Raw genomic sequence first — 14938 nt, forward strand, 5'->3', positions numbered from 1 at the left:
AGAATAGCCACGTGACTCACCAGCAGGTCCAACCGAAGGATGTCCCTACCATTTTCGCGCCCCAGATGCCCGGTTCCCTGTCCGCGCCCCCGGTCCGGACGCTCGTGGACATCCTGCAGGAGACCGCGGCCCGGTTTCCCGAGGCTTCGGCGCTGGACGACGGCCGCCGTTCACTCAGCTACTCCCAGCTGATGGCTGAAGTCCGCGCAGTTGCCCGGCGGCTGGACCAGGCCGGGCTCGGCGCGGGCGACAAGATCGGCGTCCGCATACCTTCGGGCACGAGTGAACTCTACGTGTCAATCCTGGGCGTGCTCATGGCGGGGGCGGCGTATGTGCCTGTAGACGCGGACGATCCCGACGAGCGGGCCCGGCTGGTCTTCGGCGAAGCCCGGGTGTCAGGGATCCTGGAAGGCGGCGGCGTCATCCGGGAGGCCCGGCCGGGCTCTGCCGTCGGGGAACACGGCGGCCCCGGTGAACAAAGCGCCAGGCAGCCGGTCCCGGAGGACGACGCCTGGGTCATCTTCACATCGGGTTCCACCGGGACCCCGAAAGGAGTGGCCGTCAGCCACCGCTCGGCCGCCGCCTTCGTGGACGCCGAAGCCCGGATCTTCCTTCAGGACGATCCGCTGGGCCCGCAGGACCGCGTGCTGGCCGGGCTGTCCGTCGCTTTCGATGCCTCCTGCGAGGAAATGTGGCTGGCCTGGCGGCACGGTGCCTGCCTGGTTCCTGCCCCGCGCGCACTGGTTCGGACGGGCATGGACCTTGGGCCGTGGCTGATCAACCATGGCATCACCGCGGTGTCCACCGTCCCCACCCTGGCAGCGCTGTGGCCTGCCGAATCGCTGGAGAACGTGCGGCTGCTCATCTTCGGCGGCGAGGCCTGTCCCCCGGAACTCGCCGAGCGGCTCGCCGTGGAGGGCCGAGAAGTTTGGAACACCTACGGCCCCACCGAGGCCACCGTGGTGGCTTGCGCTGCTCCGCTGGGAGAGCCTGGACCGGTGCGGATCGGACTGCCGCTCGACGGCTGGGACCTGGCCGTCGTGGACCCCGACGCCGTCCCCGTCGCGGAAGGCGCAGTGGGCGAACTGATCATCGGCGGCGTGGGGCTGGCCCGCTACCTCGACCCGGCCAAGGACGCCGAGAAGTACGCTCCGATGCCCAGCCTTGGCTGGGATCGGGCCTACCGGTCCGGAGACCTGGTCCGCTACGAGGCAGCCGGACTCATCTTCCAGGGCCGTGCTGATGAACAGGTCAAGCTTGGCGGGCGGAGGATTGAACTCGGCGAAATCGACGCAGCCCTCCAGTCACTCCCCATGGTTGGGGGTGCTGCAGCCGCGGTCCAGACCACCGCTGCCGGAAACCAGATCCTGGTGGGGTATCTTGCCCCTGCCGGCGGGCGGGAACTGGACCTGGAAGCGGCCCGCGGGCAGCTCACCGCGAGCTTGCCGGCGGCGCTGGTGCCGATGCTGACTGTCGTGGATTCACTGCCCACAAAGACCAGCGGCAAAGTGGACCGGCACGCCCTGCCCTGGCCCCTGGCCGGTGCCGGCGCGGCAGAGGCCGACGCGGCTCCGCTGAACCTTCCCGATGACGCTGCCTGGATCGTGGAGCAATGGAGCGCCGTCCTGGGCAGCCCCGTGACATCCCTCGATGCCGACTTTTTCGCGTACGGCGGCGGCTCGCTCTCCGCGGCGCAGCTGGTATCTGCCCTCCGCCGCCGCTATCCGACAGTTACAGTGGCTGATATCTACGCCACGCCCCGGGTTGGAGCCCTCATTGAAGTGGCACGGCAATCGCTGCCGGGAGGCGCTTCCGGCCCGGCGCCGGACCGGTCAGTTCGTCCCACCGCCCTGAAGTCACAGCTGTTCCAAACCCTGATGGGCGTTCCCCTGCACATCCTGGTGGGCATGCGCTGGCTGACGTACCTGATGGCGGCCAACAACGTTCTCTCCGCGGGGGCCGGGTTCACTGCAGCACCCACCATCTCCTGGTGGTGGGTGGCGGCATCCTGGCTGGTCTTCGTCAGCCCCGCAGGCCGGATGCTGACCGCGGTTGCCGCCGCGCGGCTCCTGCTGCGGGGAGTCAAACCGGGCAGGTATCCACGCTCGGGGCGGGTCCACCTCCGGCTGTGGCTGGCCGAGCAAATCCAGGACCTGGCCGGGGCCATCAGCCTGGCCAGCGCCCCCTGGGTGCCGTACTACGCCAGGGCTCTGGGTGCGAAGATCGGCCGTGACGTCCAACTGCACTCGCTGCCGCCGGTGACCGGGCTGCTGACGCTGGGCAGTGGTGCGAATGTGGAGCCGGAAGTCGATCTTTCCGGCTGGTGGATCGACGGGGACCACGTCCACATCGGCGCAGTCCACATCGGCGCCGGCGCCTCGGTGGGCGCGCGCAGCACGCTCATGCCTGGAACCGCCATAGGTGCGGGTGCGCACGTCGAGCCGGGCTCGGCAGTGTCGGGCAAGGTGAAGGCCGGGCACCAGGTGGCCGGTTCCCCCGCCGCCCGGCAGGGCAAGGCCAAGCATGCGGTTCCCGACGCGCCCGTCCTAGGGCGCGTAGCGGAAAAGGCCTGGATCGGCGGCTTCGCCCTGGCCTCCGCCGCGCTCTCCCTGATCCCCTACATCTCGGGGGCAGCGGCGGTCTGGGTGGCATACCTCTTTATCCAGGGAAGTGCATCACTGAACGACGCGCTTCCCAGGCTCCTGCCTGCCCTCGCGCCTGCCGCCTTCGTGTGGTTTGCGGCCAACGCCCTGCTGGTCCTGGCCGTGACAAGGCTGCTCAGCATCGGTATCACGGAGGGGTACCACCGGGTCCGCAGCAGGGTGGGCTGGCAGGTCTGGGCCACCGAACGCGTCCTGGATCTGGCCAGGGACGTGCTCTTCCCCATCTACGCCAGCCTCTTTACGCCGGTCTGGCTTCGGCTTCTCGGTGCCAGGATCGGCAAGAACGTCGAAGCTTCCACCGTGCTGCTGATCCCAAAGATGACCACGGTGGGCGAAGGGGCCTTCCTCGCAGACGACACGATGGTGGCGTCCTACGAACTGGACGGCGGCTGGCTCCGGGTGGCGCCTGCGAAGATCGGAAAACGGTCTTTCCTGGGTAACTCAGGCATGACCGCAGCGGGGCGCAACGTCCCCAAGAACTCGCTGGTGGCAGTCTTGTCGGCAACACCGGCCAAGGCCAAGTCGGGCACGTCCTGGCTGGGCAGCCCGCCGGTCCGGCTGCGCCGCACGGCCATCGCCTCCGATGACGCCCGCACCTTCCAGCCGCCCCCGAGGCTCAAGGTTGCCCGGGCCCTCTGGGAGCTGTGCAGGTTTGTTCCGGTCATGCTCACGGCAGGAATAGCCGCGGGCACCATGCTGGCCTTCGACTGGCTCGCTGCAACGTTCAATTACGGCGTGGCTGCGCTGCTCAGCGGAGTGGTGATCCTGCTGGCCGGCCTGGTGGCAGCGGCGTCGGCGGTCGCCGCCAAGTGGATCCTGGTGGGACGCATCCAACCTGGCGAGCATCCCCTCTGGAGCTCGTTCATTTGGCGGAACGAAGTGGTCGACAGCTTCATCGAACTGGTCAGCGCACCCTGGTTCGCCCGCGCCGCCTCGGGCACCCCGGCACTGGTGTGGTGGCTGCGGGCGCTGGGCGCGAAGATCGGCAGCGGCACGTGGTGCGAGAGCTACTGGCTCCCAGAGGCGGACCTGGTGACGCTCGGCCGGAACGCCACCGTGAACCGGGGCTGCGTGCTGCAGACGCACCTGTTCCACGACAGGGTCATGAGCATTGACGCTGTTACGCTCGAAGACGGGGCCACCATGGGCCCGCACGGAGTCATCCTGCCCCAGGCCAGTGTGGGCGCCGGTGGAACGGTGGGACCCGCATCCCTGGTGATGCGCGGCGAATCCGTCCCCGCCGCGACGTACTGGATGGGCAACCCCGTCAGTCCGTGGGAAGGTCCCGCAGCACCGCTGCCCAGCAACCGAAGGTCCCAATGAGTTCTCGAGTGCCAGCCGCCCCCGGCAGCGTGTCCGCGTCCAGCGGCGCCGCTCCTGATCCCTACATGCCTGGAGCCGGCACGAACGCCTACCGTGTGGAGCGCTACGAACTGGACCTGGACTACCGGGTTGCCAGCAACCGGCTCGGCGGCACGGCGGTGCTGCACGGGGTGGCCCAGGTGCCGGCGTCGGCCGTTGTCCTTGACTTCGTTGGCCTGCGCGCCACCAAGGTCCAACTGGACGGGCGGAAGGCCGTCCGCTTCAGCCAGCGGGCCGGCCAGCTGGTGGTCTCAGCCCCGGCACCCCTGCAGCCCGGCCAGCGGTTCACCCTGGAGATCCGGTACGAGGGCAACCCCGCGCCCCGCCGGGGCCTCTGGGGCGAAGTGGGCTGGGAAGAGCTGACCGACGGCGCGCTCGTGGCCGGACAGCCCAATGGTGCCCCGTCCTGGTTCCCCTGCAACGACCACCCGCGGGACAAGGCCAGCTACCGGTTCAGCATCACCACGGATGCGAACTACCGGGCCGTCTGTAACGGCACCCTGCTTTCGCGGACCACGCGGTCCAGCCGTGAAACCTGGGTCTACGAGCAAGCCGAGCCGATGGCACCCTACCTGGCCACCGTCCAGATCGGCCGCTACGGACTGCTTGAGCTCGACACCGGGAGGCACCCCGGCCAGGTCCCCCAGCACGTGGCCGTGCCGCCCGCCCTCGCAGACCGGGCGCGGGCCGGGCTGGCCCTGCAGCCGGCCATGATGCGCACCTTCACTGCCTGCTTCGGCCCCTACCCCTTCCCGGGGTACACCGTGGTGGTCACTGACGATGAACTGGAGATCCCGCTTGAAGCGCAGGGCCTGGCCATTCTTGGCCCCAACCATCTGGAGCAGGACTGGGAGTCGCAGCGGCTGGTTGCCCACGAGCTCTCGCACCAGTGGTTTGGCAACTCCCTTACGGCCGCAACCTGGCAGGACATCTGGCTGCACGAGGGCTTTGCCTGCTATGCCGAATGGATCTGGTCCGAGGAATCCGGGGTGATGCCCGTCGAGGATCGCGCCCGGGCCGCCTGGCGGCGCCTTCAGGCCGAGGCGCAGGACATCCTGGTGGGCGATCCCGGACCGGCACACATGTTCGACGACCGGGTGTACAAGCGCGGGGCACTGGCTCTCCATGCCGTCCGCGTTGCCCTGGGCGACGACGCCTTCTTCAACCTGCTGAACAGCTGGACCAACACGCACCGGCTCGGTTCCGTGTCCACGCACGACTTCATCCTTGCCGCGGACGGGGCGGCAGCGATCGACTCGGAGGCGCTGCTTCATCCCTGGCTGTATGAGGAAGCCCTCCCTCCCTTTCCGCCTGCCCGGGCAAGCTGACCGGAAATCCGGCACCTAGCCGGAAATCGCGACGGCGGCCGCCAGATGGGCGGGCAGCCCGCTTTCGCCGGGGTCAAGGTCCCTGAGGCCAGGCAGGGCGCGCACGTCGAGTTCCGCCGGCGGGGTCCGGAGGCCCTCCCCCGTCATCTTGAGCCAGGCTTCCTTGCGTGCCCACAACCGCGTCTGTGCGGCGGGCACCTCTCCGGCAGCGAGCCCGTGCAGTCCGCGTTGTTCGGCCGCCGTGAGGGCAACGTCCGCGAAGCCGGGAAAACCGGCCCGCGCAGGGTCCTCGATATCGACGCCGAGCCGAACCGCGTCCCCGGCCTCCGGCACGGCAGCCAGCAGTGTCCAGCCGCCGGCCCTGGACAAGCTCAGGGCGAGCGGAAGCCTGCTGCCGCGGTAGGCGTACCCGGGCCGGCCGTGCCCCACCTCCGGGCCGTCACCGCAGCGCGGGCAGCTGTACAACACCGCCAGCGCACCGGACGGCAGGCCCAGCAACCCTGCCGCGAACCTGCGCTGGGCCAGCCGTGACGCCAGGAACCTGGTGGCGGCCGCCGGTTCCATGGCGCCGGCCCGCTGCACCTCGGCCGGGTCCAGTTCCCCATAGGAGCCCCCGTCCCCAGGCAACAGAAAGGGCGGGACAGCACGCACCACCAGCTGTGACACGTTGCCCCGCCCTTCCTGGACCGTCAGCGGAACCCGCTACCGCTGGACGGCACCGAACCGTTCCGCAGCCAGCGCCACGGCGCCTTCGCGGGCAGCCGACGCCTCATCCGCGGTCAGCGTGCGGTCGTTGGCGCGGAAGCGCAGCCCGAAGGCGAGCGATTTCCTGCCCTCTTCAATGCCCTTGCCGGCGTAGACGTCGAACAGCGCAACGTCTTCCAGGAGTTCCCCGGCGCCCTCCCGCAGCGCCGCCAGGACCTCGTCCGCCGGCACCTCCGCAGGAACCACCAACGCAACGTCCTGGGTTGCCACCGGGAACGTGGACAGGTGGCGGGCCACGATCACGTCCGGGGCCGCATCGAACAGTGCGTCCGCGTTGAACTCAAGCGCCACGGAGCGCGCGGGCATGTCCGCGGCGGCCAGCAGCTTGGGGTGGAGTTCACCGGCGTAACCCACAGTTTCGCCCGTCCGAAGGGACAACCGGGCAGTGCGGCCAGGGTGGAACGCCTGGTGGCTGCCCTGGCTGACAACGAGCTCCACGCCCAGGACATCCCCGGCCAGCCGGGCGATGTCCAGCGCGTCAGCCCAATCCCACAGCCGGGGAGCGTGCGCCGCGGCAGCGGGCGAATCATGTCCCGTCAGCACAGCGGCGACGTGGAAGGGCTGGTCCGGGACGCCGTCGTACAGTTCATCCAGCACCTCATCGGAGGGCCTGGCGCCCAGCGGCGGAATGGACGCGGTGCCCACGGTCCCGGACGGCAGGAACACCAGGCCGGATTCGAAGAGTGCCAGGTCGCGGAAGCCGCGGGAGTGGTTGCGCTTGGCCACCTCGATCAGCCCGGGCAGGATCGAGGTGCGCAGGAAGCCCTGCTCCTCGCTGATCGGGTTGGCCAGCTTGACCGCCCTGCGCTCTGCTCCCTGTTCCGGCACGCCGAAAGTCTCGTTGGCAGCCCTGGACACGAACGGGTAGGACAGCACCTCGGTGAGCCCGGCGTCGGCGAGCGCCTGGATAAGCCGGCGGCGCTGCTGCTGCACGCGGGTCAGGCCGCGGCCGGGAGGTGCCACGGGCAGGGTGGCGGGGATCTTGTCGTAGCCCACCAGCCGGGCGATCTCCTCGGAAAGGTCTTCCTTGGTCTCCAGGTCGTGGCGCCAGCTCGGGGCAGTCACCGTCCAGCCGCCGTCGCGCTCCTCCACCGCGGCGCCCAGGTCCTCGAGCGAGGTGACGATCTGCTCTTCGGTGAAGTCGATGCCGATCCGGGCGGCAGCGAAGTCCGCAGGGAGATCGATGGTGACCGCGTCCGGAGCGGTTCCGACGTCGGTGCCCGCTTCATCCGCCGTGCCTCCGGCAAGTTCCACCAGGAGGTCCACCACGCGCTGCGCGGCGATACCGGCAACCTGCCAGTCCACGCCGCGTTCGAAGCGCTTGGAGGCTTCGGACGGCAGCTTGTGCCGGCGTCGGGACCGGGCGATGGATACCTCGTCAAAGTGCGCGGCCTCCACCAGGATGTTCGACGTCGAGTCGCCCACCTCGGTCGCTGCCCCGCCCATGACTCCCGCAATGCCGATGGCACCCGAGTCATCGGTGATCAGCAGGTCCTCGGCGTCAAGGGTGCGTTCCTTGCCGTCCAGGGTAGTGATCTTCTCGCCGGCGGCGGCGCGGCGCACCACGATGTCGCCGGCAAGCGTGTCGAGGTCGTAGCAGTGCGTGGGCTGGCCCAGCTCGAGCATGACGTAGTTGGAGATGTCCACCGGAAGCGAGATGGACCGGATGCCGGCGAGCCGGAGCCGGGAAACCATCCACTGCGGGGTAGGCCGGTTGGCGTCCACGCCGCGGACGGTGCGCGCCACGAAGCGGTCGCAGCCGGGCTTACCGTAGATGGGGGCGTCGTCGTTGAGCTTGACGCCGTATCCGCCGGACAGCTCCCCGGGAGCGTTGACGCGTGATGCGGGGTCCGTGAAGGTGGTCCCGGTGGCGTGCGCGTATTCGCGTGCCACACCGCGGATGGAGAACGCGTAGCCGCGGTCCGGTGTGACGTTGATTTCGGCAGCCTGGTCATAGAGGCCCAGGAGCTCCATGGCGTCGGTGCCCACCTCGGGGTCAAGGCCGATGCGGGACAGCACCAGGATGCCGTCGTGGTCCTCGCCGATGCCCAGTTCGCGGACGGAAGCGATCATGCCGGCCGAAAGGTGGCCGTAGGTCTTGCGGGCGGAGATGCGGAAGTCCCCGGGCAGCACGGCACCCGGCAGGGTGACCACCACCTTGTCGCCTTCCACGAAGTTGTGGGCGCCGCAGATGATGCCCTGCACCCCGGAGGGGTCGATGCCCTCGCCGGTTAGCTTCTGCTCCTGCCCCTCCGGGACAACCCGGACCTGGCACCAGTTGATGGTCTTGCCGTTGCTCTGCGGTTCCTTGACCAGGCTGAGGACCTGGCCCACCACGACGGGGCCCTGCAGGGCATCGGTGGGACGGTGCACGTCCTCTTCTTCGAACCCGACCTTGACCAGTTCGGCCATGACGTCTTCGGCCGTTGCTCCGGCCGGTACCTCTGCGAATTCACGCAGCCAGGAAAGTGGGATACGCACTGTTAGATCTCCATCCCGAAGTGCTCGCTGAAACGTACATCGCCCTCGATCATGTCGCGCATGTCCCCCACCTCATTGCGGAACATGAGGGTGCGCTCGATGCCCATGCCAAAGGCAAAACCTGAATAGACGTCCGGGTCGATCCCCGCGGCGCGGAGCACGTTGGGGTTGACCATGCCGCAGCCGCCCCATTCGATCCAGCGCGGTCCGCCCTTGGCGCCCGGATGGAAGATATCCAGTTCGGCGGACGGTTCCGTGAAGGGGAAGTAGTTCGGACGCAGCCGGATCTGGGCTTCATCGCCGAACATCTGCCGGGCGAAGTGCTCCAGCGTGCCGCGGAGGTCGGCCATGCTGAGGTCCTTGTCGATGGCCAGGCCCTCGAACTGGTGGAACACCGGCGTGTGGGTGGCATCGAGTTCGTCGGTGCGGAACACCTTGCCGGGGCACAGCACGTAGATGGGCACCTCGCGCTCCAGCATGGAACGGACCTGCACCGGGGAGGTGTGGGTGCGCATCAGCAGGTGGGCCTCGGGCGGCTCCACGAAGAAGGTGTCCTGCATTTCGCGGGCCGGGTGGTCCGGCTTGAAGTTCAGGGCATCGAAGTTGAACCATTCGGATTCCACCTCGGGGCCTTCGGCAATTTCCCAGCCCATGCCCACGAAGATGTCCGCCACGCGGTCCTGCAGGGTGGAGAGCGGGTGCCGCGCGCCGGCACGGCGGCGGCGCGGGGCCGCGGTCACGTCCACGGTCTCCTCGAGCAGGATGCGGGCGTCGTTTTCTGCCTCCAGCTCGGCGGTGCGGTCCGCGAGCGCCTTGTTGACCCGGCCGCGGGAGGCGCCCATGAGCTTCCCGGCCACGGCCTTCTGCTCCTTGGGCAGTTTGCCGATCCCGCGGTTGGCCAGGCTCAGCGGGGACTTCTCCCCGGCGTGCGCCAGCCTCACCGCCTTCAGCTCCTCAAGGGTGGCCGCACCGGCAATGGCGGCGACGGCCTGGTCTACAGCGGCGTTGATGGCGGCTTCATCCGTGGGGTTCGGGGCGGCGCCGGGCAAAGTTTCAGTCATCTACTGTTCTTAGCTACGAGTTCGTTGGCTGCCGGCGAGCGGTCAGCCTGCACGGTTTCCCGCCGGCGCGTCCGTCACTGGCAGGTCATGGATGAAGGCGCCCAAGGTTCAGCGCATTCAATGACCAGGTCAGGGCCCACCGGAAAACCGGCAGCCACTGCCCTCCAGTCTAGTAGAACGCCCCGGCTACCATGGCCTCATGACAGCGCAGCAGTTCCACGGGCCGGTGACGCGTCCGACGGCGGCCCAGCGGCTGAGGCAGGCCGCGAACCTCTTGAACGGAAGCACCGCGGCCGGGGTCGCCGTCGCGCTTCTGGCCCAAACGCGCCTGCGGCGGGGCCCGCGGGGGTTGCTCCTGGCGGGCGGCTACCGGTGGCGGCTGCCGCACGCCCGCGCCTTCGCGCTGGGGAATGTGGTGCTGTACCGCGGGCCGGCCCCGGACCTGCTGTCCATGCCCGCCCTGCTGGGGCACGAGGAGAAGCACTGCACGCAATACGCGTGGTGCCTTGGCCTCCCGTTCCTGCCCCTGTACTTCGCGGCGGCCGGCTGGTCCGTCCTGCGCACAGGAAATCCCGGGACGGCCAACCCGTTTGAGCGGCGGGCGGGACTGGCCGCGGGCGGCTACCCCGCACGGAAGGGACCCTCATGAGCGGGCCCCGCGCCATGCGGCCCGGAACCATCACGGTCTCCGGACACGGCTGGGCAGAGGGCCCGCCGGACCTGGCGGCTGTCGCCCTGGGTGTCGAGTGCCGCAGCGGCTCGGTGGACGCCGCCTTCTCTGCCGCGGAAGCATCGCTGGCAGCCGTTTCCGGCGCGCTGCGCGGTGCCGGTGCGGCGGACGGCGATCTGCAAAGCAACGGGCTCACTGTCCGCGCCGACCTTGCGTGGCGCGACGGCGGCAGCCAGGAAGTGGCGGGGTATGTCGCCACGGCAACACTGGCGGCACGGCTGCGTGATCTGCAGTCAGTCCCGGCCATACTTGCAGCCGCCGTTGCCGCCGGCGGCGACAACATTCGGCTCAACAGCCTGCAGCTCTGCGTGGAGGACGCAGCCGTACTCCGGGAGCGGGCACGGGCTGCGGCCTGGGAGGATGCCGTCCGGTCGGCCGGCCAGCTCGCCGCCCTCGCAGGCGCCACACTGGGCAGGGTGGTCTCCGTAGCGGAACAGCCGGCTGCGGGAGGCCCGGTTCCGCTTGCGGGCCTCCAGCGCATGTCCGCGGCCGAAGGCATTCCGCTGGAGCCTGGACTGAACCGGGAAGAGGCAGCGGTCACGGTCAGCTGGGAGCTGGTACCGGGCCGGCCGGGCGTCGACGGCTGAAACGGCAGCAGTTTCGCCAGCGCGCCGTCCTTGACATTGATTCGAACATGTTTTCGAATAGAGCCATGAGATGGGACGCGCAGGCTTTGCTGGAGGAACCCGGAAAGGCTCCCGCTGCCGCGCCGGCACTCCTTCCCCTGGCAGGGCTGGTCCGGTCCGTCACCACACCCGAGTTCGCCGGGGTCACCTTCCACGAGGTCACCGCCAAATCGGTGCTCAACAAGGTGCCCGCCGGTTCCCGGATGCCGTTCGAATGGACCATCAACCCGTACCGGGGCTGCAGCCACGCGTGCGTGTACTGCTTTGCCCGGAAGACACACACTTACCTGGACTTCGATGCCGGCCTGGACTTCGACAGCCAGGTGGTGGTCAAGGTCAACGCCGCGGAAGTGCTCCGCAAAGAACTCGCCAAGCCGTCGTGGGCACGCCAGCAGGTTGCCCTGGGAACCAATACGGATCCCTATCAGCGGGCCGAGGGCCGCTACCGGCTGATGCCCGGGATCATCTCGGCGCTGGCCGATTCGGGCACTCCCCTGTCCATCCTCACCAAGGGGACGCTGCTTGCCCGGGATATCCCGCTCCTGAAGAGTGCGGCAGCGCAGGTCCCCGTTGGCCTTGGCATCTCGCTGGCCATGACCGACGAGACCCTGTCTGAGGCTGTCGAGCCGGGAACCCCGGGGCCGCGGGCACGCCTGAAGCTCGTCTCACGGCTTCGCGAGGCGGGGCTGCCCTGCGGCGTCATGGCCATGCCCATCCTGCCCTGGCTCTCGGACAGCGACGAAGCTCTCGACTCCCTGTTTGCTTCCCTCGCTGCAGCGGGTGCCACCGGTGTCACCGCCGGGGCGCTCTACCTGAAACCTGGGACGCGTGAATGGTTCATGGGATGGCTCGCCGCCAACCATCCGCACCTGGCGGGCAAGTACCGGCGCCTCTACGGGCAGGGGTCCTACGCTTCCAAGGAGTACCGGATGTGGCTGGCCGGAAAGGTGCGCTATTTCAAGGCCCGGCACGGGTTCCAGTCGGGCTCGGGTTTCAGCCACCGCGATGTGGATGACCCCCGCGGCGAGGAGGCCCGATACCCGGACGGCAGCATCCCACAGCAGGCCATGCCACGGGAGGCGCAGCCGGGTGGGATCGCACGGGATGGTTCCCCGGCTGCCGGCGTGCAGTCAGCGCTCTTCTAGGATCCGGGCTCTTTCAGTCTCAGCAGGCAGAGTCAAGCAGAGCCTGGACGATCGGATAGTCGGCAGGGATCCACGGCAGCGCCAGCACGGCTTCAGGATCAGCCAGGGACACCCAGCGCAGTTCGTCGTGGTCCTCCAGCGGTTGCGGTTCGCCGGCGGTCACCTGGGCAAACCACACCCGCATGCTGGCCCGCCGGTTCAGCGGCCAGCCCTGCGGCTGGCCCGAGCGAAGCTCTTCGCCCAGCCGTACCTCCACGCCGAGTTCTTCCCGGAGCTCCCGGACCAACGCCGCCGCCGCTTCCTCGCCGGGTTCGACTTTTCCGCCCGGAAATTCCCACAGTCCGGCCAACGCTTCCGGCGCGCTGCGGCGGGCCGCCAACAGCGCGGTCGGCCTTGCCAGGCTGTCCACGACGGCGCCGCCCACTACCTGGATCACTACGTCTGCCTGCGTCTGCCCGGTCATCGTTCCAGTGTATGGGGGACAATAGGGAAGCCGGCGCCTTGCCCTCCGGGGAATAGCCCCTCGGGGCGCGTGGTTACCCGTTTAGTCCCGACCTGGCCCGGTCCGTCCGCCACCACCGAAAAGCAGGCATATGAGCAGCGTCCTGGAAAAGTCCACGGCAGTTTCCGCCCGGTCCTTCAACCTCACTATGGCCATCATTGCCCTCGCCATGGGCGGCGCGGGAATCGGCGTTACCGAGTTCACGATGATGGGCCTGCTGAAAGAAGTGGAGGCCGGACTGGGCATTTCCACGCCCGAGGCCGGGCATCTCATTTCCGCCTACGCCCTGGGCGTGGTGGTGGGCGCTCCCCTGCTGGCCGCGGTGGGCGCCAGGCTGCCCCGGAAATACCTGGCCCTGGGACTGATGCTGTTCTTCAGCCTGGCCAACCTCAGCTCGTACGTGGCGCCCGATTACGGGACCATGCTGCTGTCCAGGTTCGCCGCGGGCCTGCCGCACGGAGCCTTTTTCGGGGTGGCTGCCGTTATTGCGGCGTCCCTGGTTCCGCCCACGAGGCGCGGCTGGGCCATCTCCATGGTGATGGCCGGGCTGAGTATTTCCAACGTGGTTGGGGTCCCGTTCGCCACCTGGCTTGGCCAGACTTACGGCTGGCGCCTGCTGTTCATCCTGGTGGGCTTGATCGGCCTGCTGACGCTGGCACTCATTGCAAGGTTTGTGCCGTTCGAGGCCGCTCACCCTGACGCCAGCATCCGGCGGGAGCTCGGCGCCCTGAAGCGGCTCCAGGTGTGGCTGGCCATCCTGATCGGCATTGTGGGCTTCGGCGGGTTCTTCGCCACCTACACCTACATTGCGCACACCATGACTGCCGTGGCCGGCATGCCCCAGACCATGATCCCTGTCGTGGTTGCCCTGTACGGGGTGGGCATGGTGGCCGGTACCCTCCTGGGCGGGAGGTTCGCCGACAGGTCCGTCATGGGGACGCTGTACCGGGTCCTGCCGGGCATCGCCGTGGCCCTGGTGGTCTACGCTGTGGCCGTTCACTGGCAGTGGTCGGCGCTGGTAATGGTGTTCGTCGTGGGAGCCACCGGGTCCATGCTGGTCCCGGCACTCCAGACCCGGCTCCTGGATGCCTCCCCGGATGCCCCGTCGCTGGCGTCCTCGCTCAACCACGCGGCGCTGAATGTGGCCAACGCCCTGGGCGCCTTCCTTGGCGGCGTGGTCATCGCACTCGGCTGGGGCTACGTTGCCCCGGCGCTCGTAGGCGCCGTCCTCGCCGTCCTGGGCTTCGGCGTCGCACTCCTTAGCGGACTGCTGGAACGCAAGAGGCCGCTGGCCCCCTAGTCAACCGTCCAGCAGCCCCTGGGTCAGCCCTGCTGTGAGCGGGCGCTGGCGTAGAGGCACACGGTAGCCGCCGTACCGAGGTTAAGGCTCTCCGCCGCGCCGTACACGGGAACTGCCACGCGATGGTCAGCCAGGGCGAGCTCCTCTTCGGACAGCCCCTGCGCCTCGTTCCCGAACAGCCACGCCGTCGGCGCCGCAAGGTCCACAGCGGATTCCGGCCCGTTGCCGGTCAGCCGGCGGCGGGCAGACTCGTCCTGGAGCGCATCAAGGTTGAGCTGCCCGTATCCGTCCGCGGCGAGGATACCGATCCCCCGCTCCCGGCACGCAGCCGCGAGTTCGGCGGGATCCACGCCCAGGACCACCGGCAGGTGGAACAGCGAGCCCGCAGTGGAGCGGACTGCCTTGGGGTTGTAGATGTCAACACTGGACGCGGTGAGCATTACGGCGTCGGCACCGGCGGAGTCAGCGGCGCGGAGCACGGTACCGGCGTTTCCGGGGTCCCGCACCTGGCAAAGCACGGCAATCAGGCGTGGACCGCCGTCGAGCACGTCCTGGAGCGGGACGTCCACGAAGCGGCACACCGCGATGATCCCCTGCGGGTTCACGGTGTCCGCCATGGCTGCCAGGACCTCGTCCGTGGCAAGGCGCGCGTTGGTGCCCTCCGCGAGTTGCTCGAATTCCGGAAACCGGTCCAGGCAGGCCTCGCTGGCGAACACCTCCGTGACAACGCCGGGCGCGCCCGCCGACAGCCGCTCCTGGTGCAGCTTCAGGGCCTCGCGCACCGCCTGCGGGCCTTCCGCCAGGAACTGCCCGCGCTTTAAACGCACCGGGCGCCCGGCAAGTTTTGCCACCTCCCGTACCCGATCAGCTCGGGGGTTGGAGAGTGGAAAATCTTGCGGGCGCCCGGTGTCGTTCATATAGGAAACTCTAGTGGCTGGCACCAGAGGTTCCCGAACGCCCCCATCGGCGGGGGAA

The 14938-nt window shown here is 68.9% G+C and carries 11 protein-coding genes; 6 read left to right on the plus strand and 5 right to left on the minus strand.

Annotated elements, in window-relative coordinates:
- Window positions 1-65 precede the first annotated feature (65 nt).
- Window positions 66-3986 carry a Pls/PosA family non-ribosomal peptide synthetase gene (locus ACIQCN_RS07930; protein ID WP_400610513.1) on the plus strand — a complete coding sequence of 1307 codons (3921 nt, stop codon included), beginning with the start codon at window positions 66-68 and terminating at the stop codon, window positions 3984-3986.
- Window positions 3983-5353: a M1 family metallopeptidase gene (locus ACIQCN_RS07935; protein ID WP_400610312.1), complete on the plus strand. Its 1371-nt coding sequence runs from the start codon at window positions 3983-3985 to the stop codon at window positions 5351-5353. The genes ACIQCN_RS07930 and ACIQCN_RS07935 overlap by 4 nt, the downstream gene beginning before the upstream one ends.
- A gap of 15 nt (window positions 5354-5368) precedes the next feature.
- On the opposite strand, the gene ACIQCN_RS07940 is transcribed toward ACIQCN_RS07935, so the two are convergent.
- The 3 genes from ACIQCN_RS07940 to pheS are packed head-to-tail and all read right to left on the minus strand — an operon-like array spanning window position 5369 to window position 9660.
- Window positions 5369-6019, minus strand: coding sequence for a 4'-phosphopantetheinyl transferase family protein (locus ACIQCN_RS07940; protein WP_400610314.1), 651 nt, complete (start codon window positions 6017-6019; stop codon window positions 5369-5371).
- A 36-nt stretch (window positions 6020-6055) separates the two neighbouring features.
- On the minus strand, window positions 6056-8599 hold the full coding sequence (gene pheT, locus ACIQCN_RS07945; RefSeq protein WP_400606361.1) for a phenylalanine--tRNA ligase subunit beta: 2544 nt from the start codon (window positions 8597-8599) through the stop codon (window positions 6056-6058).
- Window positions 8600-8601: 2 nt separating this feature from the next.
- Window positions 8602-9660 (minus strand): phenylalanine--tRNA ligase subunit alpha, encoded by a 1059-nt coding sequence (gene pheS / locus ACIQCN_RS07950; protein ID WP_400606359.1) that lies wholly within the window; start codon window positions 9658-9660, stop codon window positions 8602-8604.
- 199 nt (window positions 9661-9859) lie between these two features.
- On the opposite strand from pheS, the gene ACIQCN_RS07955 reads away from it, so the two are divergent.
- The 3 genes from ACIQCN_RS07955 to ACIQCN_RS07965 all read left to right on the plus strand — a co-directional run bounded on the left by ACIQCN_RS07955 (window position 9860) and on the right by ACIQCN_RS07965 (window position 12161).
- A complete protein-coding gene (locus ACIQCN_RS07955) occupies window positions 9860-10309 on the plus strand; it encodes a hypothetical protein (RefSeq protein ID WP_400610316.1) in 450 nt (149 codons plus the stop codon).
- Window positions 10306-10977 (plus strand): SIMPL domain-containing protein, encoded by a 672-nt coding sequence (locus ACIQCN_RS07960; protein ID WP_400610318.1) that lies wholly within the window; start codon window positions 10306-10308, stop codon window positions 10975-10977. Before ACIQCN_RS07955 ends, ACIQCN_RS07960 begins: the two co-directional genes overlap by 4 nt.
- Window positions 10978-11042: 65 nt before the next feature.
- Window positions 11043-12161 (plus strand): Rv2578c family radical SAM protein, encoded by a 1119-nt coding sequence (locus tag ACIQCN_RS07965; RefSeq protein ID WP_400610320.1) that lies wholly within the window; start codon window positions 11043-11045, stop codon window positions 12159-12161.
- Between the two features lie 19 nt (window positions 12162-12180).
- Here ACIQCN_RS07965 and ACIQCN_RS07970 read toward each other — a convergent pair whose 3' ends face one another.
- On the minus strand, window positions 12181-12624 hold the full coding sequence (locus ACIQCN_RS07970; RefSeq protein ID WP_400610322.1) for a (deoxy)nucleoside triphosphate pyrophosphohydrolase: 444 nt from the start codon (window positions 12622-12624) through the stop codon (window positions 12181-12183).
- A gap of 130 nt (window positions 12625-12754) precedes the next feature.
- Between ACIQCN_RS07970 and ACIQCN_RS07975 the strand changes: the two genes are divergently transcribed.
- A complete protein-coding gene (locus tag ACIQCN_RS07975; protein WP_400610324.1) occupies window positions 12755-13963 on the plus strand; it encodes an MFS transporter in 1209 nt (402 codons plus the stop codon).
- Between the two features lie 23 nt (window positions 13964-13986).
- Here the strand turns inward: ACIQCN_RS07975 and ACIQCN_RS07980 are convergent, their stop codons facing one another.
- Window positions 13987-14880 (minus strand): TrmH family RNA methyltransferase, encoded by an 894-nt coding sequence (locus ACIQCN_RS07980; RefSeq protein WP_400610326.1) that lies wholly within the window; start codon window positions 14878-14880, stop codon window positions 13987-13989.
- Window positions 14881-14938: the final 58 nt, after the last annotated feature.

Origin of the sequence: Pseudarthrobacter sp. NPDC092424, assembly GCF_044754925.1 — a bacterium.
GTDB lineage: Bacteria > Actinomycetota > Actinomycetes > Actinomycetales > Micrococcaceae > Arthrobacter.